Origin of the sequence: Mycobacteroides franklinii (assembly GCF_001853795.1) — a bacterium.
In the GTDB taxonomy this organism is placed as follows: domain Bacteria; phylum Actinomycetota; class Actinomycetes; order Mycobacteriales; family Mycobacteriaceae; genus Mycobacterium; species Mycobacterium franklinii.
This window is the reverse complement of the sequence record NZ_MLIK01000004.1, coordinates 63450-85553: the sequence shown is the minus strand read 5'-3', so window position 1 is coordinate 85553 and position 22104 is coordinate 63450. Positions and strand designations below refer to the sequence as shown.

At 66.6% G+C, this 22104-nt stretch carries 23 protein-coding genes; 10 read left to right on the top strand and 13 right to left on the bottom strand.

Annotated elements, in window-relative coordinates; genetic code table 11:
* Positions 1-47: 47 nt before the first annotated feature.
* Positions 48-1484: a type I glutamate--ammonia ligase gene (glnA, locus tag BKG76_RS00920; RefSeq protein ID WP_043080344.1), complete on the bottom strand. Its 1437-nt coding sequence runs from the start codon at positions 1482-1484 to the stop codon at positions 48-50.
* A gap of 145 nt (positions 1485-1629) precedes the next feature.
* On the opposite strand from glnA, the gene BKG76_RS00915 reads away from it, so the two are divergent.
* From BKG76_RS00915 to BKG76_RS00900, 4 genes are all read left to right on the top strand, one after another.
* Complete coding sequence (locus BKG76_RS00915) at positions 1630-2094, top strand: RDD family protein (protein ID WP_070935151.1); 465 nt, start codon at positions 1630-1632, stop codon at positions 2092-2094.
* Entirely contained in the window at positions 2095-3489 is a 1395-nt protein-coding gene (locus BKG76_RS00910; protein ID WP_070935149.1) for an MFS transporter, read from the top strand.
* Between the two features lie 90 nt (positions 3490-3579).
* Positions 3580-4413 carry a GNAT family N-acetyltransferase gene (locus tag BKG76_RS00905; RefSeq protein ID WP_070935147.1) on the top strand — a complete coding sequence of 278 codons (834 nt, stop codon included), beginning with the start codon at positions 3580-3582 and terminating at the stop codon, positions 4411-4413.
* Complete coding sequence (locus BKG76_RS00900; protein ID WP_456237957.1) at positions 4400-5680, top strand: lysine N(6)-hydroxylase/L-ornithine N(5)-oxygenase family protein; 1281 nt, start codon at positions 4400-4402, stop codon at positions 5678-5680. The genes BKG76_RS00905 and BKG76_RS00900 overlap by 14 nt, the downstream gene beginning before the upstream one ends.
* On the opposite strand, the gene BKG76_RS24135 is transcribed toward BKG76_RS00900, so the two are convergent.
* Positions 5563-6108, bottom strand: coding sequence for a TetR/AcrR family transcriptional regulator (locus BKG76_RS24135; protein ID WP_236737508.1), 546 nt, complete (start codon positions 6106-6108; stop codon positions 5563-5565). The two genes, BKG76_RS00900 and BKG76_RS24135, sit on opposite strands and share 118 nt — an antisense overlap.
* On the opposite strand from BKG76_RS24135, the gene BKG76_RS25250 reads away from it, so the two are divergent.
* Entirely contained in the window at positions 5993-6286 is a 294-nt protein-coding gene (locus BKG76_RS25250; protein ID WP_236737507.1) for a hypothetical protein, read from the top strand. The genes BKG76_RS24135 and BKG76_RS25250 overlap by 116 nt on opposite strands.
* Before the next feature lie 89 nt (positions 6287-6375).
* Entirely contained in the window at positions 6376-7596 is a 1221-nt protein-coding gene (locus tag BKG76_RS00890; protein ID WP_083337930.1) for a cytochrome P450, read from the top strand.
* Here BKG76_RS00890 and BKG76_RS00885 read toward each other — a convergent pair.
* From BKG76_RS00885 to sucB, 5 genes are read right to left on the bottom strand one after another with little or no spacing between them, the layout of a single operon-like run.
* Positions 7583-8332 (bottom strand): DUF4191 domain-containing protein, encoded by a 750-nt coding sequence (locus tag BKG76_RS00885; RefSeq protein ID WP_070935141.1) that lies wholly within the window; start codon positions 8330-8332, stop codon positions 7583-7585. The two genes, BKG76_RS00890 and BKG76_RS00885, sit on opposite strands and share 14 nt — an antisense overlap.
* A 33-nt stretch (positions 8333-8365) precedes the next feature.
* The gene (lipA, locus tag BKG76_RS00880) at positions 8366-9355 is read right to left on the bottom strand and encodes a lipoyl synthase (RefSeq protein ID WP_070935139.1); all 990 of its coding nucleotides are present in this window, start codon (positions 9353-9355) and stop codon (positions 8366-8368) included.
* The gene (gene lipB, locus BKG76_RS00875; RefSeq protein WP_070935137.1) at positions 9352-10044 is read right to left on the bottom strand and encodes a lipoyl(octanoyl) transferase LipB; all 693 of its coding nucleotides are present in this window, start codon (positions 10042-10044) and stop codon (positions 9352-9354) included. The genes lipA and lipB overlap by 4 nt, the downstream gene beginning before the upstream one ends.
* A 4-nt stretch (positions 10045-10048) precedes the next feature.
* Positions 10049-10960, bottom strand: a complete 912-nt coding sequence (locus BKG76_RS00870) for a TIGR01777 family oxidoreductase (protein WP_070935135.1) — start codon at positions 10958-10960, stop codon at positions 10049-10051.
* A gap of 4 nt (positions 10961-10964) precedes the next feature.
* Positions 10965-12716, bottom strand: a complete 1752-nt coding sequence (gene sucB, locus BKG76_RS00865) for a 2-oxoglutarate dehydrogenase, E2 component, dihydrolipoamide succinyltransferase (RefSeq protein ID WP_070936760.1) — start codon at positions 12714-12716, stop codon at positions 10965-10967.
* A gap of 137 nt (positions 12717-12853) precedes the next feature.
* Here sucB and BKG76_RS00860 point away from each other — a divergent pair, with 137 nt between their 5' ends.
* The gene (locus tag BKG76_RS00860) at positions 12854-13084 is read left to right on the top strand and encodes a DUF167 domain-containing protein (RefSeq protein WP_070935133.1); all 231 of its coding nucleotides are present in this window, start codon (positions 12854-12856) and stop codon (positions 13082-13084) included.
* Between the two features lie 36 nt (positions 13085-13120).
* Positions 13121-13462, top strand: a complete 342-nt coding sequence (locus BKG76_RS00855; protein WP_070935130.1) for an oxidoreductase — start codon at positions 13121-13123, stop codon at positions 13460-13462.
* Between the two features lie 6 nt (positions 13463-13468).
* Here the strand turns inward: BKG76_RS00855 and BKG76_RS00850 are convergent, their stop codons facing one another.
* Positions 13469-14977, bottom strand: a complete 1509-nt coding sequence (locus tag BKG76_RS00850) for a leucyl aminopeptidase (protein ID WP_070935129.1) — start codon at positions 14975-14977, stop codon at positions 13469-13471.
* Between the two features lie 50 nt (positions 14978-15027).
* On the opposite strand from BKG76_RS00850, the gene gcvT reads away from it, so the two are divergent.
* Together gcvT and BKG76_RS00840 are read left to right on the top strand one after the other, a co-directional pair.
* Positions 15028-16134: a glycine cleavage system aminomethyltransferase GcvT gene (gcvT, locus tag BKG76_RS00845; protein WP_070936759.1), complete on the top strand. Its 1107-nt coding sequence runs from the start codon at positions 15028-15030 to the stop codon at positions 16132-16134.
* Positions 16135-16176: 42 nt separating this feature from the next.
* Positions 16177-17280 (top strand): branched-chain amino acid aminotransferase, encoded by a 1104-nt coding sequence (locus BKG76_RS00840; protein WP_070935126.1) that lies wholly within the window; start codon positions 16177-16179, stop codon positions 17278-17280.
* Here BKG76_RS00840 and BKG76_RS00835 read toward each other — a convergent pair.
* The 5 genes from BKG76_RS00835 to BKG76_RS00815 all read right to left on the bottom strand — a co-directional run bounded on the left by BKG76_RS00835 (position 17277) and on the right by BKG76_RS00815 (position 22102).
* Positions 17277-18989, bottom strand: a complete 1713-nt coding sequence (locus tag BKG76_RS00835; protein WP_070935125.1) for a metallophosphoesterase — start codon at positions 18987-18989, stop codon at positions 17277-17279. The genes BKG76_RS00840 and BKG76_RS00835 overlap by 4 nt on opposite strands.
* An 88-nt stretch (positions 18990-19077) precedes the next feature.
* Positions 19078-19836 carry an adenosylcobinamide-GDP ribazoletransferase gene (locus BKG76_RS00830; RefSeq protein WP_070935122.1) on the bottom strand — a complete coding sequence of 253 codons (759 nt, stop codon included), beginning with the start codon at positions 19834-19836 and terminating at the stop codon, positions 19078-19080.
* Positions 19833-20891 carry a nicotinate-nucleotide--dimethylbenzimidazole phosphoribosyltransferase gene (cobT, locus tag BKG76_RS00825; RefSeq protein WP_070935120.1) on the bottom strand — a complete coding sequence of 353 codons (1059 nt, stop codon included), beginning with the start codon at positions 20889-20891 and terminating at the stop codon, positions 19833-19835. The genes BKG76_RS00830 and cobT overlap by 4 nt, the downstream gene beginning before the upstream one ends.
* A complete protein-coding gene (locus BKG76_RS00820; RefSeq protein ID WP_070935119.1) occupies positions 20888-21421 on the bottom strand; it encodes a bifunctional adenosylcobinamide kinase/adenosylcobinamide-phosphate guanylyltransferase in 534 nt (177 codons plus the stop codon). Before BKG76_RS00820 ends, cobT begins: the two co-directional genes overlap by 4 nt.
* A 6-nt stretch (positions 21422-21427) precedes the next feature.
* Positions 21428-22102 (bottom strand): DUF3043 domain-containing protein, encoded by a 675-nt coding sequence (locus BKG76_RS00815; protein WP_070935117.1) that lies wholly within the window; start codon positions 22100-22102, stop codon positions 21428-21430.
* Positions 22103-22104 lie beyond the last annotated feature (2 nt).

Genomic DNA, 22104 nt, shown 5'->3' with positions numbered 1-22104 from the left:
AATGAAGCCCCCGGGATTTCTCCCGGGGGCCTCATTGACACAACGATTTAGACGTCGAAGTACAGCGCGACCTCGTACGGGTGAGGCCGGATGTTGATCGGCTCGATCTCGTTCTCCCGCTTGAACGCGATCCAGGTCTCGATCAGGTCGGAGGTGAAAACGCCACCTTCGGTGAGGTATTCGTGATCCTTCTCGAGGTTGTCGATGACCGTGGCCAAGTTGGTCGGGGCCTGCGGGATGTTGGCGGCCTCCTCCGGAGGCAGCTCGTACAGGTCCTTGTCGACCGGCGCGAGCGGCTCGATCTTGTTCTTGATGCCGTCGATACCGGCCATCAACATGGCCGCGAACGCCAGGTACGGGTTGCCCGAGCTGTCCGGGCAGCGGAACTCGAGGCGCTTGGCCTTCGGGTTGTTGCCGGTGATCGGGATGCGCACGCAGGCAGAGCGGTTGCGCTGGCTGTATACCAGGTTGATCGGGGCCTCGTAGCCCGGCACCAGACGCTTGTAGGAGTTCACCGTCGGGTTGGTGAACGCCAGCAGCGACGGGGCGTGGTGCAGGATGCCGCCGATGTAGTGACGGGCCACGTCCGACAGCCCGGCGTATCCGGCCTCGTCGTGGAACAGCGGCTTGCCGTCCTTCCACAGGGACATGTGGGCGTGCATACCGGACCCGTTGTCACCGAACAGCGGCTTCGGCATGAACGTGACGGTCTTGCCGTTGGCCCAGGCGGTGTTCTTGATGATGTATTTGAACAGCAGCACATCGTCGGCCGCGGCCAGCAGCGTGTTGAACTTGTAGTTGATCTCGGCCTGCCCGCCGGTGCCGACCTCGTGGTGACCGCGCTCCAGGGTGAACCCGGCGTTGATCAGGTTGGTGGTCATCTCGTCGCGCAGGTCGACGAAGTGGTCGTACGGGGCGACGGGGAAGTAGCCGCCCTTGGGACGGACCTTGTAGCCGCGGTTGGGGCTGCCATCCTCTTCGTAAGGCTCGCCCGTGTTCCACCAGCCGGCCTCGGAGTCGATCTCGTAGAAGGTGCCGTTGATCTTCGAGTCGAAGCTGACCGAATCGAAGATATAGAACTCTGCCTCGGCGCCGAAGTAACAGGTGTCGGCGATACCGGTGCTGATCAGGTACTGCTCGGCCTTGCGGGCCACGTTGCGCGGGTCGCGCGAGTAGGCCTCGCGGGTGAACGGGTCGTGCACGAAGAAGTTGACGTTCAGCGTCTTGGCGGCACGGAACGGGTCGAGCTTGGCCGTCGAAATGTCGGGAAGCAGCAGCATGTCCGACTCGTGGATGGACTGGAACCCGCGAACCGAGGACCCGTCGAAGCCCAAGCCGTCTTCGAAGACGCTCTGATCGAAAGCCGAAGCCGGGATGGAGAAGTGCTGCACGACGCCCGGCAGGTCACAGAACCTGACGTCCACGTACTCGACCTTCTCGTCGGCAATGAACTTGAATACTTCCTCGGGGCTACTGAACGTCATGCTTCTCCTTATTTCTTTTCCTCTTGGGTCCACTGAACCATGACCGCGCGACTGAACCTATGGATCCGGTGTTGCCCGCCGGTCAACCATATGTTGCGCGGATGTTACGCGTAAGCACAGATTGGTCGGCATTTACGCTGTGAGTATGGCGCGAGACCTGGGTTCATGGTTGTCGGGGCCCGGCTCGGTACAGGGCGCGGGCAACTCTCGGTATCCCGGAGAGCAGCTTGGCCTGCCCGAAAACGGGCCCGGATCGGCGGCGTCGCTGTCGCGACGGCTGCTGGCACTGCTGATCGACTGGCTTATCGCCGGTGGCTTGGCACTGCTGTTCGTCAAGGGAAACCTGTTGTCGCCCACGCTATCCTCGGCCCAGCTGCTCACCTGGCTCGGCATCGGCGTGCTGGCGGTGCGGCTGTGGCGATTCACCCCCGGGCAGTACATGGCGGGCCTGCAGGTGGCACCCGCCGACGGGACCAATTCGATCGGCATCGGCCGTGCGTTCATCCGGAATCTGCTGATCGCGCTGATCGTGCCGCCGCTCATCACCGATGTCGACGGCCGCGGTCTGCATGACCGGGTGACCCGCACCGTCGTGGTTCGTTCCCGCTAGATGATCCTGCTCGTCGTCTGCATGGCGGTGTTCATGCTGCTGCTCGACATGACGATTGTGTCCAGTGCGCTCGCCGACCTGCAGGCGTCCTTGGGGGCCGAGCTCTCCGACCTGCAGTGGGTGATCGACGCCTACGCCCTGCCGATGGCCGGATTGCTGCTCACCGCGGCCACCCTGGGTGATCGGCTCGGCCGCAGGCGGCTGTATCTGCTGGGCATGGTGGTGTTCACCACGGCCTCGCTGGGCTGCGCGCTCTCGGGCAATGCGGCCACGTTGATCGGGGTGCGTGCGGTGCAGGGTATCGGCGGCGCGATCCTGCTGGCGGTGTCGCTGCCGATCATCGCCGCCGCGTACCCGCAGGAGCGCCGCGGTGGTCCCATCGCGATCTACGGCGCGGTGATGGGCGCGGGTAGCGCGGCGGGTCCGCTGCTGGGTGGATTACTCGTCACTCACTTCGGATGGCAGTCGATCTTCCTGGTCAACCTGCCGGTGGGGGCGGTCGCGTTGGTGATCGCGGCCCGCCACTTGCCCGAGACTCGCGCCGACGAGATGCGGCCCGTGGACTGGGTGGGCACGGTGCTGCTCACCTTCGGGCTGCTGACCGGTGTTTTCGCGGTGATCTCCCTGCACGACGGGGGAATTGGAGCACCCGCTTCGGGTGCACTCGCGGCGTGTGCCGCGGTGGCCCTGGTGTTGTTCTTCTGGTGGGAGGGACGTGCCCCGGCGCCCATGCTGAGCCTGCGGCTGGTCACCTCACCCGGTTTCGCCGGAGTGTGGGTCGCCGCGGCGGCGGCCTCGGGCACGCTCATCGGAGCCACCAACTATCTGGCGTTGTATTTCATGAACACCCTGGGTTACAACGCCTTTGAGACCGGGTTACGCGCTGGGCCGCTGACACTGGCCACCATCGTGGGGGCGCCGCTGGGGATCTTGGTGGGCAAGCGTCTGCCCACCATGGTGACCATTCCGGGTGGCGTGGCGCTGGTGGCCGTGGGCTTATGGGCCGCCTCGGGTGCACACGCCGACACGGTCTGGACCCACTTCATCTTTGGTTCGGTGCTGGCCGGACTGGGGCTGGGAGGGCTCTCGGCGGTGATATCCGATGCCGCGCTGCAGTTTGTGCCGTTGAACGATGCCGGAATGGCGACCGGCTCGGTGAGCACGGGCCGCCAGATCGGCATCCTTTTGGGCGTGGCGGGGATGGGTGTGGCGTTTGGTCATGCCGCCGCCGGCAAGTCCGGGGCCCGCGCCGCAGGCGCGGCGGCCATCGACAGCGTGCTGTCACTGGGGGCGCTCGCGGCGGCCTGCGCGGCATTCGTTTCGCTGATTCTGCTCGGTGTGGCTACGATGAATCGCTCGCACGATCCGGTCACCGGTGAGTCGCTAGCTATCTAGCCATCGGTGATCGCGCCTGCCTGCACGGATGCCCAACGGTATTTGTGCATTGCGGTCGTAAGCCCCAGTCAGAGGGAGTAGTTTTCGATCATGGAGAGCGCGGCGGTTGCTGTCGCGGCGCCCGGGGCCAGTTCCGATCGGGGGACGGACCCGAACCCGAGCCCACGGTACAGCATTGTCATGTCTACCGACCCGGCCGAAATTGAAGCGGCGCAACGGCTTCGGTATCAAGCATTCGCGGATGAGATGGGAGCACCACTCCCGCACGCTGTTTCGGGCCCGCTGACGGGGGAGCTGATCGATCTGGATCGGCTCGACCAGTTCTGCGATCACCTGTTGGCCCGCGAAGTGGGCACCGGCAGAATCGTCGGATGCCTGCGGCTGCTGCCTCCCGAAGGCTATCGGGCGGCGGGCGGGACGTTCACCGATTCGATGTTCGACGCCTCGGCGCTGGCGCCGCTGCGACCGGGACTCGTTGAGCTGGGCCGCGTTGTCGTCGCGCCCGAGCATCGCAACGGCGCCGTGATGGGGCTGTTGTTTGCGGCGATTCTGCGCTACCAGAAGATGACCGGGCACCAATACATCATGGGCTGCCTGTCGGTGCAGATGGAGGACGGCGGACCGCGCGGCTCTTTGGTACGTGCGGTCTACGACTTCACCAAGGACTTCATGACTTCGGAGTATCGGGTCACCCCGCGGAATCCGGTGTTGGTGAACGGATTATCGATCGATGAGATAGCGCCCGCGATCAAACCGAAAATTCCGCCGCTGCTGCGGGCGTATGTGCGGCTGGGCGCGCGGATCTGTGGGGCGCCCTCCTATGACGTCGATTTCGACATGTCCGATTTCCTGGTGTTGTTGAGCAAGGATGGCGTCACCGAGCGCTATCTCGAACGGTTGGAGGGGTCTCTTGCGGTCCTCTAATGACGTGCTCGGCGTCGGGTTCGGTCCCTCGAACCTCGCGCTGGGTATCGCGCTGTCCGAGCACCCCAGCGGTTTGACGGCACAGTTCGTGGATGCGCAGGACAAGTTCGGGTGGCATCGCGGCATGCTCATCCCCGGGACGCGCATGCAGGTCTCTTTCCTCAAAGATCTCGTGACCCTACGAAACCCGAAGAGTCACTACACCTTTGTCAACTACCTGACGGAACGCGGACGGCTGCCGGATTTCATCAATCAGCAGAGTTTCTTTCCGACTCGGCAAGAGTTCCACGACTACCTGGATTGGGCGCAGCAGGCGCTTGATGCCGATGTCCGCTACTCCTCGAGGATGACCGGAGTCAAGGCCGCCGCCGACGGGTTCGAGGTGCGGCTGCAGGACACCACGGGGGTGCGGCCGGATCGTCTGACGCATGCGCGAGCCCTCGTTCTGGGCTGCGGAACCTTCCCGGCGATGCCTTCCGGCATCAATCCCACTGCCCGGCAATGGCATAGCAGCCAGTTGCTGCACATGCTCGAGGCTTCGGATAGCTCTCCCGCTCGCGTCGCGGTGGTCGGTGCCGGGCAGAGTGCCGCGGAGGCGGTCGCGTATCTGCACGGCCAGTACCCCGACGCCCAGGTGCACGCCATTTTCGCGCGCTACGGATACAGCCCGGCCGACGACAGCCCGTACGCCAACCGGATCTTCGACCCGGCGGCGGTCGATGACTTCTACGGCGCGCCCGCCGAGGTCAGGCGTCAGCTGGTCGACTACCACCGCGACACCAACTACGCGGCAGTCGATTCCCCGCTGATCGCCGACCTCTACGATCGCGAGTATCAGGAACGGGTCAGCGGAGAGCGGCGGCTGTGGATGCACAACGCCTCGAGGATTGCCGCCGTCGACGAGACACCCGACCGGGTGCGCCTGGCGGTTACCCATCTGCCGTCGTCGTCGACCGAGCTGCTGGACTGCGATGTGGTGGTGTACGCCACCGGATACCGGCCGTTGGACGTGCGAGCCTTCCTGGGCGCATTGGCCTCGTGTTACGAATTCGACGAGGCCGGCCGGCCGGTGGTCGAGCGTGACTATCGGCTACGGCCGCGGGCGGATGCCCCGGGGGACATCTACCTCAACGGGTCGGTGGAGCACACTCACGGACTGTCGTCCTCGCTGCTGTCCAACGTCGCGGTGCGGGCCGGGGAGATCGTGGATTCGCTTGTCGCCGAGGCAGAGACCCGCGAATCGTTGGCGTCCTTCAAGACCGGATAGACGAACCGCTCGATCATCTCCGATTCCTGAGCCGGGTCTGCTGTGGGCCAAAACAGGAACGCCATCACCACCCGCGAAATCCATTGCGCGGCAGTGTCGTCGGCAAGCCCGGTGAACGCGGACGCCGAACGTGGGATTTCTGAGGATGCGGTCAGGTAGGACCCCAGCGAAGCGGGGGACATCGTCGCGACCATCGCGCTGACGACCGGGTCCTTGCGGATGGCGGTCAACGACGCGGTGATGGCGATGACGGCCCGCCGCCGCGCGTCCGCTGACTCGACCGCGCGCTGAATGTCCGAGGTGACCTTTCGGATGTTCCGGGCTAAGACCGCGTCGACAATCGCGGTCTTGCCGCCGACGTGGCGATATACCGTCGCGCGGGAACATCCCGCCGCGCGAGCAACGTCATCAAGGCTCAGTCGGTCCAATCCATGGCGCGCTATCTGCGTGGCGGCCACCGTCACGATGCGATCGGCAGCCATGACGCGCCGATCGCCTCCGTGTAGCCAGTCTGAGTACGGTGACATCGCCCGTCGAATCTATCGCAAGATGAGACAAAATACCGTGAAATTCTCACCGTTCACGCTGGTGGGGAAGGCGTCGTGAGACAGCGCAGATCATGCCTCTGAACTGGGTCTTCTCATTTTCGTGAATGCCTTGACGTGCGGTTTTGCGATCTGTCAGCCTCGATGGTGATGAGCACCGTTGAATTGTTCGACCCGCAGGTCCTGGAAGACCCGTATCCGTTCTATCGGCGGCTGCGCGAGACGGCACCGGTGTGGCCGGTGGCAGACTCCGGCTTCTACTTCGTCTCGCGCTGGGATCTGGTGGTGGAGGCCACCGAACGCACCGAGGATTTCTCGTCCAACCTGACGGCCGTACTCATGAAATCCGACGACGGCTTGACGGTCGCCGCGATGGGACCGCCGGCCGATCCCGGGCATGTGCTGGCCACCGGCGATGATCCGGTCCATCACGCCCACCGCAAGCTGGTGCTGCCCACGTTGGTCGCCAAGCGGATCACCGCCCTGGAATCCACGATGGCCGAGACCGCCGCGCGACTGTGGCGGCGTGGCGTCGACGGGGACGGCATCGACTGGATGGCTGCGATGGGCGATGCGCTGCCGATGACGATGGTGGCCCGACTCATCGGGCTGCCGGACGAGGACGTGCCGCAGCTGGTGCAATGGGGCTACTCCAGTACCGAGATGCTCGGTGGGCTCAACACCCCGCAGCGGCAGGCCCAGGTCGTCACGGACACCATGTACCTGGTCCTGTACCTGCGCGAACATCTGGAGAAGGAACTGGCGGCACCGGGCGATGATCTGCTCGGTTACCTCGCGCAGGCGTGCAATCGGGCCGACATCACCCTGGACATCGGGGTGATGATCCTGGTGCAGCTGGTGGGCGCGGGCGGTGAGTCGACGGCCGGCCTGATGGGCAATGCGGTGCGCATACTCGGCGAGAACCTCGTATTGCAGCAGCGCATCCGGGATGACCGGACACTCGTGCCGACATTCTTGGAAGAGGTGTTGCGGCTCGAGTCACCGTTCCGCGGACATCACCGCCACGTGCTGACGGACACCACGCTGGGTGGGGTCGGGCTGCCCGCGGGCAGTCACCTCACGCTGCTGTGGGGTGCGGCCAATCGCGATCCGGCGATCTTCGAGGAACCCGACGCGCTACGCCTTGATCGGCCCAGCCCCCGCAGCCACATCACCTTCGGCAAGGGGCTGCACTTCTGCGTGGGGGCGGCGCTGGCGCGCCTGGAGGCGCGCACCGCGATCAACGTGCTGTTGGACCGAACGCGTGAGTTCACCGTCAAACCCAATGGTGCGCAGTGGGTTCCGAGCATCATGGTGCGTCGGCACCAGAAACTGGAGCTGCAGCTCAGCGCGGGAGTTAACGCCGTCTGATGGTGCGCTGCATCCCGCCGCGCGACTTCGCCTGACCGGGCATCGGACCCTTCGGCATGGCCGCGGCACGCGAGCCCAGCGCCGCCAGCCGCGACTCCAGGGAGTCCATCTGCTTGGCGGTGATGTTGGCGGGGAGCTTGGTGAGGTGACGCTCCAGCTTGGACAGCGGCACCTGGCCGTTCTCATTGCCGACGATGACGTCATAGATCGGGGTATCGCCGACGAGGCGTGCGGTCCGCTTCTTCTCCTGGGCCAGCAGTGGGCCGAGTCGACCGGGCGCACCCTCGGCGACGAAGATGACGCCGGGCCGTCCGATGACACGGTGCACGACATCGAGCTGCGTGGTTCCGGCGACCGCGGTGGTGACGCGCCACTTGCCGCGCATGTTGTCCAGCGCCCAGCCGGCCGCACCCTTCTGGCCCTCGGCCTTGGTGAACACCGACTTCTGCACGCGGCGGCCGAAGATGATGAACCCCACCAACACGCCGAGCACCACACCCAGGATCGGGAACAGGAAGGTGCTGATGCCGCCCGAGAAGTACCCGGCGACCGCGAACACGGCCACGATCAGCACGAATGCGCCGATCATGTACGGCAGCAGACGCTTGTCTTCCTTGCGCTGAATCTGGAAGGCCTGCCACATCTGGGCGCGGCGCGCCTTCGATTCGGCCTTGCGACGCGCCTTTGCCTCGGCCTTGGCAGCCTTGGCCTCGGCGGGACTCAGTGATTTAGGCATGGCTAGAGAATATCGCCGTCCGCACCGTGCCTCTTACCCGATGAGGTTGATGGCCTCTTGGCGGGCCGAGCCCGCCGAGGCCAGGTGCTCCAGGGTGGCGGGCAGTGGCCGTCCGTGATGCGCCATCGCCTGCGTGTACAGCCGCCCGGCCCGGTAGGACGAACGCACCAGCGGCCCGGCCATCACACCGGCGAAGCCCAGCCCCTGCGCGAAATCCGAAAGTTCCACGAATTCCTGCGGTTTGACCCAGCGGTCAACCGGGTGGTGCCTCGGTGAGGGCCGCAGATACTGGGTGATGGTGATGATGTCGCAGCCCGCCTCGTGCAGCGCGACCAGCGCTTCGCGGATCTCGTCGTTGGTCTCACCCATGCCGAGGATCAGGTTGCTCTTGGTCACCAGCTGCGCCTCACGGGCGGCGGTGATCACCGACAGGCTTCGCTCATAGCTGAATGCGGGCCGGATCCGGCGGAATACCCGCGGCACCGTCTCCAGGTTGTGTGCCAGCACCTCGGGGCGGGATGCGAACACCTCGGCCAGCTGTTCGGGAACCGCGTTGAAGTCGGGGACGAGCAACTCCACACCCGTGGCCGGGTTGAGCTCCTTGATGTACCGCACGGTTTCGGCGTACAGCCAGGCGCCGCCATCGGGCAGGTCATCACGGGCCACTCCGGTGACCGTCGAGTACCGCAGCCCCATTTGTTGGACGCTCTCGGCCACCCGGCGGGGCTCATCGCGGTCCAGGTCGGCGGGCTTACCGGTGTCGATCTGGCAGAAATCGCAGCGACGGGTGCACTGCTCGCCGCCGATGAGAAACGTGGCTTCGCGGTCTTCCCAGCATTCAAAGATGTTGGGGCATCCGGCTTCCTCGCACACGGTGTGCAGTCCGCCGGAACGCACCAGCGACTTGAGTTCCTTGTATTCGGGGCCCATCTTGGCGCGGGTGCGAATCCAGTCCGGCTTGCGTTCGATGGGAGTTTGGGCGTTGCGGACTTCCAGCCGCAGCAGCTTGCGCGGTTCGGTCATACGGTCGCCCCGACCGGAAGCCGCCCCTCGAGCGCATCCACAAGTGAGGAAACCACCTGGTCATGCACTTCCTCGACGGTGACATCGCGGCCCAGCTCGGCCGACAGGGTCGTCACGCCGGCATCGCTGATGCCGCACGCCACGATCGGCAGATAGGCGTCCAGGCTGTTGTTGCAGTTCAGCGAGAACCCGTGCATGGTGACCCCGCGCTGCACGCGGACTCCGATCGCGGCGATCTTGCGTTCCGGCTTTCCACCGCCCGCAGCCAGCCACACACCGGAGCGGCCCTCGACGCGCATCGTGTGCACACCGAGCCGCGCGCACACCGCGATGATCGATTCCTCAACGCGCCGAACGTAGTTCACCACGTCGATGGGCTCGGCCAGCTGCACTATCGGGTAGCCGACCAACTGCCCGGGCCCGTGCCAGGTGATCTTTCCGCCGCGGTCGGTATCGATGACCGGTGCCCCGTTGATCGGCCGCTCCTGCGGCTCGGTGCGCCGCCCCGCCGTGTACACGGCGGGGTGCTGCAACATCAGCAGGGTGTCCGGGCCACCGGCGACACGCGCCTCGACGATATCGCGCTGCAGCTCCCAGGCAGCCTCATAGTCGATGACGCCTAGATCCCGTACATCGACGGGATCGGCGCTGGACCGGATGGATCCATGAGAGCGGTGCACAGGTTCCATTATCTCACTTCATCGGTCGACTGTTATTGGCGTAGGCCAGCGCCTCGCCGATGGTGTGATGCTCGAACTGGAATCCGTGCTGCTCCAGGACAGCGGGGATGACGCGCATGCTGCGGGTCAGTTCGGCATCGGCGAATTCCCCGAGGACGGCGCGCAGCGCGAACTGGGGCGCCACCAGCAGGGTTGGGCGATGCAATGTCCTGCCCAGCGCGGCGGTGAACTCGGCATTCGTCACCGGCGCAGGCCCGGTCAGGTTGACCGGGCCCGACAGCGTCGACTCGGCCAAGGCGAATTCGAGGGCGCGGATCTGATCCTCAAGGCTTATCCAGGGCATGTACCAGCGCCCGTTGCCCAGCCGGGCGCCCAGACCGAGGGAGAACACCGGCCGCGACCGGCCGAAGAGCCCGCCAGCGGGGGAGAGCACCAGGCCGGTGCGCACGACCACGACGCGGGTTCCGGCCTGGACGGCCTCCTCGGTTGCCGCTTCCCAGTCGACGCTCACACGGGCAAGGAAGCCCGTACCGCTGGAGGCGGTCTCGTCGATGACGCGGTCCCCGCTGTCGCCGTAATAGCCGACCGCCGAGGCGTTGATCAACACCGGCACCTTGGCATCGGCGACGGCGCCGGCCAGCACCTCCGTCGGGATGATGCGGCTGTCGTAGATCTGCTGTTTGTAGGCGCCCGACCACCGTTTGTCGCCGACACCTACCCCGCACATATTGACGACGGCGTCGGCGCCATCGAGGGCGCCCGGCTCGATCTGTCCGCTTGCCGGATCCCAGCGTTGTTCGTCGGGACCCATCGGGTCGCGGCGCACCAGGCGAACCACGGTGTGGTCCTTGGCACGCAGCGACGCGACAAGCGCCGACCCAATCACCCCCGACGACCCGGCGATGACGACCCGCTGAGATCCCATAGGCCTACAGACCTAGGTCCGCCTCGAAAGCCCCCTCTTCCAGACGGTGTTTGATGGTTGTCAGGAACCGCCCCGCGTCGGCTCCGTCGATCAGGCGGTGATCGTAGGTCAGCGGCAAGTAGCAGACCGACCGGATACCGATCGACTCGTTACCTGCATTGTCACGAATAACCCTGGGACGCTTCACAATCGCGCCGGTGCCCAGCATGGCGGCCTGCGGCGGTACCAGGATCGGCGTGTCGAACAAAGCGCCCTGGCTGCCGATGTTGGTGATGGTGAACGTGCCACCGGCCAGTTCGTCGGGCTTGAGGTTCCCGGAACGGGCCCGCGCGGCGATGTCGGCGATGGCGCGCGCCAGTCCGGCCAGCGACAGGTCGCCGGCGTTGTGGATCACCGGCGACAGCAGACCCTGATCGGTGTCGACCGCGATGCCCAGGTGCTCGGCGTCGAAGTAGGTGATCTCCTTGGAGTCCTCGTTGTAGCTCGCGTTGACGTTCGGATGCGTCTTGAGCGCCTCGACAGCCGCCTTCGCGAAGAACGGCAGGAACGTCAGGTTCACGCCCTCACGCTCGGCGAACGCCGCCTTGGCGCGAGCCCGCAGCGCCGCAATCTTGGTGACGTCGACCTCATGGGTCTGGGTCAGCTGGGCGGTCTCCTGCAGCGATTCGCGCGTCTTCTTCGCGGTGATCTGACGAATCCGGTTGGCCTTCTGCGTGGTTCCGCGCAGGTGTGCCAGCGACGCCGCGGGGGCCGCAGGTGCGGACGCGACGGCAGCGGCGGGTGCGGCAGCCGATGGCGCGGGGGCCGCAGGTGTCTTCGCGGCTTGGGCGGCCGCGAGCACGTCCTGCTTGCGGATGCGTCCGCCCACGCCGCTACCGGTGAGCGCGGACAGATCCACGTTGTTCTCGGCGGCAAGCTTGCGCACCAGCGGGGTGACGTATGGGTTGTCGCCCGCGGCGCCGTTGGCGACGGGAGCCGGTGCCGCGTCAGGGGCAGACACTGGCGCAGGCGCCGGTGCGGCAGGCGCGGGTGCCGGTGGGGCAGGGGCCGCGGGCGGAGCCGGTGCAGCCGGTGGAGCGGCAGGGGCTGCCGCGGGGGCGGGAGTGGGAGCGGGCGCCGGATCCGCGGCGGGGGCAGCACCAGCGGAACCCACGACAGCGAGCTCGCCGCCCACGGCGACGGTGTCGTCCTCGTTGGCCGAGATGCTCAGCAGCACACCGGCCACCGGCGACGGGATTTCGGTGTCGACCTTGTCCGTGGACACCTCGACAAGCGGCTCGTCCACGCCGACCTCGTCGCCGATTTTCTTGAGCCAGCGGGTCACGGTGCCCTCGGTGACGGACTCACCAAGCTCGGGCATCTTGACGGAGGTGCCGGAGCCGGCCGGCGCGGCAGCAGCTGCCGGGGCAGCAGCGGGTTCGGGAGCAGAGGCCGGGGCGGGTTCAGGGGCAGCAGCGGGTTCAGGTGCCGGTTCCGGAGCCGGCGCGGCGGCGGGCGCGGCAGGTGCAGCAGCCTCCCCGGCCTCGCTGATCACACCGAGCTCTCCGCCGATCTCGACGGTGTCGTCCTCGTGGGCGACGATCTTGCTCAATACACCCGAAGTGGGAGCGGGGATCTCGGTGTCCACCTTGTCGGTAGACACCTCAAGCAGTGGCTCGTCGACTTCGACCGTGTCGCCCTCTTGCTTGAGCCACCGTGTCACCGTCCCTTCGGTCACGCTCTCACCGAGGGCGGGCATCTGGACGGAGAAGGCCATGGTTTCCACTCCTGAAAACGGTTCGGACAGCGGCACTAACAATGCGGACACTTCATGGCTTACCACAGCTGAGTGGGAGCCGGGTCAATCCTGTCACTGTGTGGAACGACGCGCCTGCCCGGGTCCAAGATCTACGAGTGAGCGAGCGCACAGTCGTCTGTGTCATCAAACCCGGCAGTCGTAAGGGCCCCGCGGTGGAGGTTGCCGGCGACGGCACACTCACACTTTTCGTCCGGGAGCCGGCGATCGACGGCAAGGCCAACAAGGCCGCGGTGGCGTTGCTGGCCGAGTACCTTGACGTCCCGAAGTCCACGGTGCGCCTTGTCGCGGGGCAGACCAGCAGACTGAAGAGATTCTCGGTCGGATGACAGCACGCTCTCAGAATTAGCTGGCACCATGAGCCAATGGCATGGATTGACGCCTTCCGCGGCAAGCGAGAGGGGCAGACCAAACAAGGCACAAACGACGACTTGCGCTACCTCGGTGCGTGGGCCGCGGTACGCACGGGCGTGGAGGCCTTCGTCGAGCCGCAGACCAACTTCTCCGATGTCACCGTGATTCTCATCGCAGGTGACGGTGAGTGGACCCGCCGACGCGTCGGCGGGGTTGCGGGTGCCCGGCGGATCTCCGAGAAACTCAAGATCCCGGTGTACGACGTGCACCGCACCGGATACCCGCAACGCAAACGTGATTACGACGCCCGGCAGAGAATCCTCAAGCGCCGCGCGGCCGAGGAAGGCGCCTGACGGGCTTTACCCGTTGGTGACGATGTCCTCCAGTACTCCGAAGATGGTTCGCACCGGCACACCGGTGCTGCCCTTGGGCGTGTAGCCCCACGGCCCGCCGGTGTTGAACGCCGGGCCCGCGACATCGATATGCGCCCACTGCACCCCGTCCGCCACGAACTCCCGCAGGTACTGCCCGGCCGCCAGCATGCCGCCGTTGCGGTGATTGGTGACGTTCGCCAGGTCGGCCACCCGGGACTTGAGATCGTCGCGCAGCTCCTCGGGGAGCGGCATGGGCCAGCCGTTCTCGCCGACAGACTGCGAGATGGTCGACACCCGGTCACGGAACTCATCGGTGCCCATCACGCCGGGGGTGCGGGTGCCCAAGGCCACCACCTGCGCCCCGGTCAACGTCGCGGTATCGATCAGATAGTCGGGCTCGTCCTGGCAGGCCCGCACGATGGCGTCAGCCAGGATCAGGCGGCCCTCGGCGTCGGTGTTGATGACCTCCACGGTGGTGCCGTCCAGATGGGTCAACACGTCACCGGGACGCTGCGCCGTCGACGACGGCATGTTCTCGGCCATCGGCACGGTCGCGATCACGTCGATGGGCAGTTGCCGGCGAGCGGCCAACAGGGTGACGGCGATAACCGCTGCCGCCCCGCCCATATCGGAGGTCATGTTCTCCATACCGCCGGCGGGCTTGATCGAGATGCCGCCGGTGTCGAAGGTGATGCCCTTGCCCACGAGCGCGACCGTCTTGGCTTTCTTTCCCTTGGCGCCGCGATAGGTCAACCGCACCAGCCGCGGCGGGCGCGAGGAGCCCTTGCCGACTCCGACGATGCCGCCGTAGCCGCCCTTGGCCAGTTCCTTCTCGTCCAGCACCTCGACCTCGATGCCCTCGGTGGTCGCCAAAGCCTTTGCACGTTTTGCGAATTCGGCGGGGAACAGGTGGCTCGGCGGAGTGTTCACAAAATCCCGGGCCGTCACGACGGCGGCCGCGACGGCGGCACCGCGCTCCATGGCTTCCTTCTGCGCGCGGCCCTTGTCGCCGACGAGCAACGTAACCTTCTGCAGCCCAGCGTCCTTGGGTGCGGTCTTGGCGCTACGGAACTCCGCGAAGCGGTACCCGCCGAGTACCAGGCCCTGCACGGTGGAGTCGACATCACGCTCGGACAGCGTGGTCACCAGAGTTTCGACGTTGTCGAGCGAGCGAGCGGCCACGCCGGCGGCACGACGGATCGTCTCGGCGCTGTCGCCCTTCCCCAGCCCGACGGCGAGCACACTGGCCACCGGCAATCCGTCCACCACCACCCGGCTGAGCTGTTCGGCCGAGCCGGTCGCCCCGACCGCCTTGAGTGCGGTCTCGATGGCCTTCACGGCCGCCTTGTCCAGCAGCTGGGCGTCCACCACCTTGGGGCCCTTGTCGGACTCCTTTTCGCTGGGGCGTACACCCACCAGCAGCACCGCGGCGGAGACTCCGCGCTGCGGAATGGATGTGGCCAGGGTGAACGAAGGTGCCGTGTATGCGCTCATAGGCTCACAGCCTAGTGAAAGCGAATGATGAGCCAATTAGGGTGAACGCCATGACGCCGCCGACTGCTGCTCCGATTCCTGGCCCCCTCCATGACCGGCACGCCGCACAGGGCGCCACCTTCGCCGAATTCGGCGGCTGGAACATGCCGGTTTCGTACGCCGGCACGGTAGGGGAGCACACCGCCACTCGCGAGGCAGTCGGCCTGTTCGACGTGAGTCATCTCGGCAAGGCGCTGGTGCGCGGCCCGGGCGCCGCCGCGTTCGTCAATGCGTGTTTTACCAACGATCTCAACAAGGTTGGACCGGGCAAGGCTCAGTACACGTTGTGCTGCACCGAGACCGGCGGAGTCATCGACGACCTCATCGCCTACTACGTATCCGACGACGAGATCTTCCTGGTGCCCAATGCCGCCAACACCGCGGCAGTGGTCGCCGCCCTGCAGGAACAGGCCCCCGAGGGAATCACCGTCACCGATCAGCACCGCGACTACGCGGTGCTGGCCGTGCAGGGGCCCAAGTCCGCGGAGGTGCTGCAACAGCTCGGCCTGCCAACGGATATGGAGTACATGGCCTACGCCGACGCGATGCTGAACGGCCTGCCGGTGCGGGTATGCCGCACCGGATATACCGGCGAACACGGCTACGAGCTGCTGCCGTCCTGGGATGACGCCGGTGCGGTGTTCGATGCCCTGCTGCCGGTGATCACCGCGGCGGGTGGCCAGCTGGCCGGTCTGGGCGCGCGCGACACGCTGCGCACCGAGATGGGTTATCCGCTGCACGGTCATGAGCTCTCCGCCGATATCAGCCCCGTACAGGCACGGGCCGGATGGGCCGTCGGCTGGAAGAAGGACGCGTTCTGGGGGCGCGATGCGCTCACCCGGGAGAAGAGCGAAGGCCCCACCCGCACCCTGCGAGGTCTGCGGGCGACCGGCCGGGGTGTGCTGCGCCCCGACCTCGCGGTGCTTTCCGACGGACAGCCGGTGGGGGTGACCACGTCGGGGACCTTCTCGCCGACCCTGAAGACCGGAATCGCGCTGGCCTTGCTGGACACCGCGGCCCAGATCCCGGACGGATCCACCGTCGTCGTCGACGTGCGCGGCCGCGAGATCGAATGCGAGGTTGTCAAGCCGCCATTCGTCGACGTCAACGTCGGGTAATGGGTTCGAATTTGGCGACGGCGGACGGCTAGACTGCCGAGCATGAATCCGCTTCCCGAGTTCACCCGGCAACTCAACCCGTCACCGGCGAGCCCGGCGCGTCGGGCTGAGGTACTCGCGGCGCCGGGATTCGGGAAGTACTTCACCGACCACATGGTGTCCATCGACTGGAACGCCGAAAATGGCTGGCACAACGCGCAAGTGATGCCGTACGGCCCCATCACGCTCGACCCGTCGGCCATCGTGTTGCACTACGCGCAAGAGGTCTTCGAGGGACTCAAGGCCTACCGCCAGCCCGACGGAACCATCGCCGCTTTCCGTCCCGAGGCTAACGCCGAACGGCTGATCCAATCGTGCCGTCGCATCGCGATCCCCGAGCTGCCGCAAGACCTGTTCATCGAGTCACTGCGCCAGCTCATCGCGGTCGACGCCGACTGGGTGCCACCGGGTGGCGGCGAGGAATCGCTGTACCTGCGTCCGTTCATCATCGCCACCGAAGCCGGCCTCGGCGTGCGGCCCGCCGACGAATACCGGTACCTGCTCATCGCCTCACCCGCGGGCGCCTACTTCTCCAAGGGCATCAAGCCGGTCAGCGTGTGGCTGTCGCATGAGTACGTGCGTGCCGCACCGGGCGGGATCGGCGCAGCCAAGACCGGTGGCAACTATGCCGCCTCGCTCGTCGCCCAGGCGCAGGCCGCCGACGAGGGCTGCGATCAGGTGGTGTGGCTCGACGCCATCGAGCGCCGGTACATCGAAGAAATGGGTGGGATGAACCTGTTCTTCGTTTTCGGGCGCGACGGCGAGGCACGCCTGGTGACCCCCGAGCTGTCCGGTTCTCTGCTGCCCGGCGTCACGCGGAAGTCCTTGCTACAGCTGGCCTCCGATGCAGGCTTCGCCATCGAGGAACGCAAGATCGACGTCGACGAGCTGGAGAAGAAGACGGCCTCCGGGGAGATCACCGAGGTGTTCGCCTGCGGGACGGCCGCGGTCATCACGCCGGTCGGGCGCGTCAAGTACTCGGGTGGCGAATTCACCATCGGCGAGGGGGAATCCGGTGAGGTCACCATGGCCCTGCGTGACACGTTGACCGGAATCCAGCGCGGCACCTTCGCCGATACGCACGGCTGGATCACCAAGCTCGGCTAGGACGCTCCCGCGCGTACCCGGCGGCGATAGGTCACCTTGTCGAACTCGCGGCCGTATTCGTCGACCGCGGTGACGTCCATCTCGCTGACCAAGGTTCCGGGACGCACGTCGACGCGAATGAAGGCGTAGTTGCGATAACGTACCCGGGACCACGTGACAGCTTCGGCATGCTTACTACCGTCGGGCGCCCACACAAAGCTGTTGGGTACCAAGGTGTCTGCGAGCTCGCGGCCCCGATACCCCTCCGGCTCACCCGGCTGAAAGTCATACCGCGGCCGGCCCGCGGAGCCCACCGTGTAATACACGGTGCCATCGGTCTCCGGGTCGACGGTGGCGTTGTCCCCGGCCTCTCCGGTCGGCCGTCCCGCACGAATGGGATCGGTGCGTTCGAAGACATGATTGTGGCCCTGTAGTACCAGATCTACCTGATAGCGATCGAACAGTGCACACCACGCGTCACGTACGCCACCGTCGCTGGCATGAGACAGCGTCGTGGAATAGGCGCAGTGGTGGAAGAAGCAGACAATGAAGTCGATATTCGGGTTGGCTCGGTACGCCGCTAAAGTTCTTCCCACCCAACCAGTTTGGGCCCCGCCCGAGTAGCCGGTGTTCGCCCGGATCTCGTAGGACACGTCGTTGGCGTCCAAGGAGAGCACGGCGACATTGCCGTACGTGAACGAATATGCCGACGGGCATCCGGCGGGGCCGTTGCCGGGGAACCCGAGACGCGCCAGGTGGCCGCCGTAACCGTGGTGGCCGTATGCCGCCTCCATGTCGTGATTACCCGTGGCGAACATCCACGGTGTGGTCGAGGAGCTGGGTTCGATGGACGTCAGGTACACGTCCCAGACGAAGGGGTTGTACTTGTCGAATCCGGCCGGGGCCTTGCCGCCACCGGACACGAATTGGGGCGACTTACCCATCCCGGATGGGTCGGCATAGGCGATATCGCCGGCCAGGATGTGGAAGTCGGGCCGGCTGGCCACGATCTGGTTCATGACGTTCAGCGTGTGCGGCATCGTGGGGTCGTTGTCCGCGCTGTAGCCGTTGTCGTCGTATTCACCGGGTGTCAGATTTGGTGGGAGTGTGGGGGTTTCATCGGTGCCCTGATCGCCCATCATGGTGAAACGGAAGGGCGCGAGCGCGTTTCGCGCGGACGGTATTGCCGTTGCGGCCGACCGGATATCGCCCAGGAAACCGTCCTCGGTACGCCAGCGGTAGAAATGCTCGGTGCCCCCGGCGAGCCCGTGCACGGGCGCGTGGACGTAGAACTGTTCGGCCGCCAGCACTCCGTGGTCGCTGGACGGAATCTGGGTGACCAGGTTGCGCACCTCGGCCTCCAGGGAGGCGCCCAGGTCGGGCGTCGGGCCATGGTCGAGAAAGATCTTGGTGCCGTGTGGATTCCTGGACAGTTGGCCGGAGAAGCCGAGCTGGCTCGAGGAGTCCGCGCCATATCCCACGCGCCTACCGGCGACCCCCAGCTGCGCCTCGTCCGCATACGCCCGTCGTCCGAACGGCGATACCCCCAATGCGGCGACCGCGGCGGCCGCCGCCGAACCCCGCAGGAAGTTGCGGCGCGAGACCGCATGACGGCGCAGGTACCCGCGATGCCACTCGTACTGTTCGGCCATCGACATCGATCCGGCGATCGACTGCGGGATTCCCATGTCCGGTGTCTCACCGGCGGGGTTCAACGGGTTGCGCGGCATAGATTCGAATGGTGGACCACGGCGGCCGGTAACGCGACCGCACAGGCCGATGTGGCCACGAACTCCTGGTGAAATTTTCCCGGTCGCATCAGTACGCCGCCAGGCCCAACGCGGCCAGGGTCGTGGTCACCTCGATGCTCGCGCCCAACACGTCACCGGTGATCCCGCCGAACCTGCGTACGCAATGACGGACCAGCAGCGCCCCGGCGATCAGTGCCACCACCACCGCCACCGGGCCCTGCCACGGTCGCCAGGGCAAGGCCAGCACTCCCACGGCCATCGCGGCGAGCACCCATGTCCCCGCCAGCCACAGCGGCTGCGATCCGGCAACCCGGGTGCCGAAACCGCTCTGCGCGGCGCCGGGTACACCGCGTCGGCAGGCCACGACCGCGCTGACCCGCCCCACCGTGACCGCCAGCGCGATGGCCAGCCATTCCTGCCTGGAGGCCAGCACCCCGAACGACAACGCCTGGGCCAGAAGGGAGATGACGACCGTGATCACCCCGAACGGTCCGGCCGAACCGTCGCGCATCACGGTCAGGGCCCGCTCCGGTGGCCCATAACAGCCCAACCCGTCGGCGGTATCCGAGAGCCCGTCGATATGCAGGCCCCTCGTCACGAGGATCGTCGCCGTCACCGCCGCCAGTCCGGCCAGCGGAGCCATGTACGCGAAATGCATGATCCAGGTGACGAACGCCGCGAGCACACCCAAGGCGGCACCCACCACCGGCAGCGCCCCCAGCACCGGGCCCGAAAGCGTCCCCGCGAGCCGCGCCGGAACCGGTGTCACGGTGGCGAATTCGAAGGCGCCACCGATCGGTCGCAGGATCCGCAGGAACGCATTCACACGCTGTCCACTCCGGCCTCGTCGAACGTCGCCATCTGAGCCAGCGTGCCGACCGCGGCCTGCAGCACCGGCAGTGCCACGAGTGCTCCCGATCCCTCGCCCAATCGCATCTGCAGATCCAGCACGGGCTCCAGCCGAAGGCGTTTGAGGGCAAGGGAATGCGCGGGCTCGGTGGAACGATGTCCGGCGAGCCACCACTGGCGTGCCCCCGGGGCCAGCTGTTCGGCCACCAGCGCGGCCGCGGTCACCACCACCCCGTCCAACAGAACCGGCGTGCGGCGCACCGCCGCGTGCGCCAGGAAACCGGTCATTGCCGCGAGGTCGGCGCCGCCCGCCCGGCCCAGCAGGGCGACGGGGTCGGTACGCACATCCTTGGTGCGGCGCAGCGCGTCACGGATTGCGGCGGTCTTGCGTATCCATCCGGCGTCGTCGACCCCGGTGCCCCGGCCCACGACCGCCACCGGTTCGCTCCCGGTGAGCGCCGCCACCAACACCGTTGCCGGTGTGGTGTTTCCGATGCCCATATCGCCGGCGATGAGCAGATCGGCTCCGCTGTCGATCTCGGCGTCGGCCAGGGCGATACCGGCGGCCAGTGCGGCGTGCGTCTGCTCGGTGGTAAGCGCGTCTTCGATGGCGATGTTGCCGCTGGAGCGGCGAATCTTGTGGGCAGCAACAGTTTCTGTCAGAGACGCATCGGTGTCCACGGCAATGTCGACCACCCGCACGCTTGCGCCGGCCAATGCCGCCAGCACATTCACCGCGGCCCCGCCGGCATCGATGTTGCGCACCATCTGCGCGGTGACCGACGGGGGATAAGCCGATACGCCGCCGGCGGCCACCCCGTGGTCACCGGCGAAGACGACGACCCGGGGCCGCTGGAATGTCGTAGGGGGGCACTGGTTCTGGCAGGCCGACGCCCAGATCGAGAGTTCCTCCAGCCGCCCCAACGCGCCGGCCGGCTTGGTGAGCCGCTGTTGCCGTTCGCGTGCGGCATCGGCGATATCCGGATTGGGCGCCGACACCGGCGCGAATCGTGGTGCTTCGGCTGTGGTCATGTGCAGGCTCCCTTGATGGCCAGCGGCTGACCCGCCACCACCAACAGCACCCGTTCGCTGCGCCCCGCCACGGCCTGATTCAGTGTGCCGAGCTGATCGGCGAAGAGCCGGCCGGATGCGGTGGCGGGCACCACGGTCAGTCCGACCTCCGGGCTCACGATGACCAGGTCGCTGGGGTAGGTGCCGATGGCGTGGATCAACGTGCCGACATCGGCGGCGATCATCTCGCCGCCGCGATCCCATGCGCCGCGGCTGTCCAGCATGGCGGTCAGCCAGCCCCCGAGATCGTCGATGAGTGTGGGTACCGCGTCACCGGTGCGCAGCTCGGTCGCGATATCGGTGGTTTCGGCCGTGGCCCAGTGACCGGGACGGCGGTACCGGTGGGCGGCAACCCTGTCCGCCCACGCCGCGTCCCCGGGAGCCGACGATCCGGTGGCCAGGTACCGCGCGGGTCCTGCGGCGGGCAGTAGTGATTCGGCGAAACGCGATTTCCCCGAACGAATTCCACCAAGAACCAGCGTGGTAGGCACGTCAGGCTAGACCGGCTCGCCGCGGTTGACCCGGGGACGTGGCGCGCGCATCCTGCGCAGCTGTGACGCTCGGCTGGCGGCGTACCAGCCGAGCTTGAATCCGCCTTCGTCGCTGGTCGGGAAGCGTTCGTAGACGCGTTTGTTCACCAGTCGGCCCACGAAGATGCCGTCGACGATCATCACGATCATCAAAACCAGCATGGCCGGGGTCATCCACATCTGCACCTGGACGGACGGCACCGCGAACATGGAGAAGATCAGGAAGAGCGCCAGGGGCATGAACAGCCCCAGCACATTGCGCCGCGAATCGACGATGTCGCGCGCGAAGGCGCGCACCGGACCCCGGTCGCGGGGCAGCAGGTATGCCTCGTCCCCGGCCATCATCTTTTCGCGACTTTCGGCCATCCGGGCGCGCCGCTCGGCGGTCTCCACCTTGCGCTCGGCGCGCGACAACTTCGGCCCGCGCATCGCCTTGCGGCGCTGCCGTGCCTCGGAACTGGTCAACGGTGCCGGCGCGACAGGTCCGCGGCGCTTCCCGGCGTCCCGCTTGGGGGTGGGGCGGCCCTTTCCCGACTGCGCCGGCTCGGAAGGTCCTGTGACGTCCGTCTCACCGGACGGCGAAGTGGACGCCGCGGCAGTGTCATCGGTGGGGGCGGATTTCTTTCGGCCGAGCAGATTCACCA

Excerpts from the sequence above, each read along its gene's own strand:
- glnA (WP_043080344.1), bottom strand. The coding sequence starts at position 1,484 with ATGACGTTCAGTAGCCCCGAGGAAGTATTCAAGTTCATTGCCGACGAG.
- BKG76_RS00915 (WP_070935151.1), top strand. The coding sequence starts at position 1,630 with ATGGCGCGAGACCTGGGTTCATGGTTGTCGGGGCCCGGCTCGGTACAG.
- BKG76_RS00910 (WP_070935149.1), top strand. The coding sequence starts at position 2,095 with ATGATCCTGCTCGTCGTCTGCATGGCGGTGTTCATGCTGCTGCTCGAC.
- BKG76_RS00905 (WP_070935147.1), top strand. The coding sequence starts at position 3,580 with ATGGAGAGCGCGGCGGTTGCTGTCGCGGCGCCCGGGGCCAGTTCCGAT.
- BKG76_RS25250 (WP_236737507.1), top strand. The coding sequence starts at position 5,993 with ATGTTCCGGGCTAAGACCGCGTCGACAATCGCGGTCTTGCCGCCGACG.
- BKG76_RS00890 (WP_083337930.1), top strand. The coding sequence starts at position 6,376 with ATGAGCACCGTTGAATTGTTCGACCCGCAGGTCCTGGAAGACCCGTAT.
- BKG76_RS00885 (WP_070935141.1), bottom strand. The coding sequence starts at position 8,332 with ATGCCTAAATCACTGAGTCCCGCCGAGGCCAAGGCTGCCAAGGCCGAG.
- lipA (WP_070935139.1), bottom strand. The coding sequence starts at position 9,355 with ATGACCGAACCGCGCAAGCTGCTGCGGCTGGAAGTCCGCAACGCCCAA.
- lipB (WP_070935137.1), bottom strand. The coding sequence starts at position 10,044 with ATGGAACCTGTGCACCGCTCTCATGGATCCATCCGGTCCAGCGCCGAT.
- BKG76_RS00870 (WP_070935135.1), bottom strand. The coding sequence starts at position 10,960 with ATGGGATCTCAGCGGGTCGTCATCGCCGGGTCGTCGGGGGTGATTGGG.
- sucB (WP_070936760.1), bottom strand. The coding sequence starts at position 12,716 with ATGGCCTTCTCCGTCCAGATGCCCGCCCTCGGTGAGAGCGTGACCGAA.
- BKG76_RS00855 (WP_070935130.1), top strand. The coding sequence starts at position 13,121 with ATGGCATGGATTGACGCCTTCCGCGGCAAGCGAGAGGGGCAGACCAAA.
- BKG76_RS00850 (WP_070935129.1), bottom strand. The coding sequence starts at position 14,977 with ATGAGCGCATACACGGCACCTTCGTTCACCCTGGCCACATCCATTCCG.
- gcvT (WP_070936759.1), top strand. The coding sequence starts at position 15,028 with ATGACGCCGCCGACTGCTGCTCCGATTCCTGGCCCCCTCCATGACCGG.
- BKG76_RS00840 (WP_070935126.1), top strand. The coding sequence starts at position 16,177 with ATGAATCCGCTTCCCGAGTTCACCCGGCAACTCAACCCGTCACCGGCG.
- BKG76_RS00835 (WP_070935125.1), bottom strand. The coding sequence starts at position 18,989 with ATGCCGCGCAACCCGTTGAACCCCGCCGGTGAGACACCGGACATGGGA.
- cobT (WP_070935120.1), bottom strand. The coding sequence starts at position 20,891 with ATGACCACAGCCGAAGCACCACGATTCGCGCCGGTGTCGGCGCCCAAT.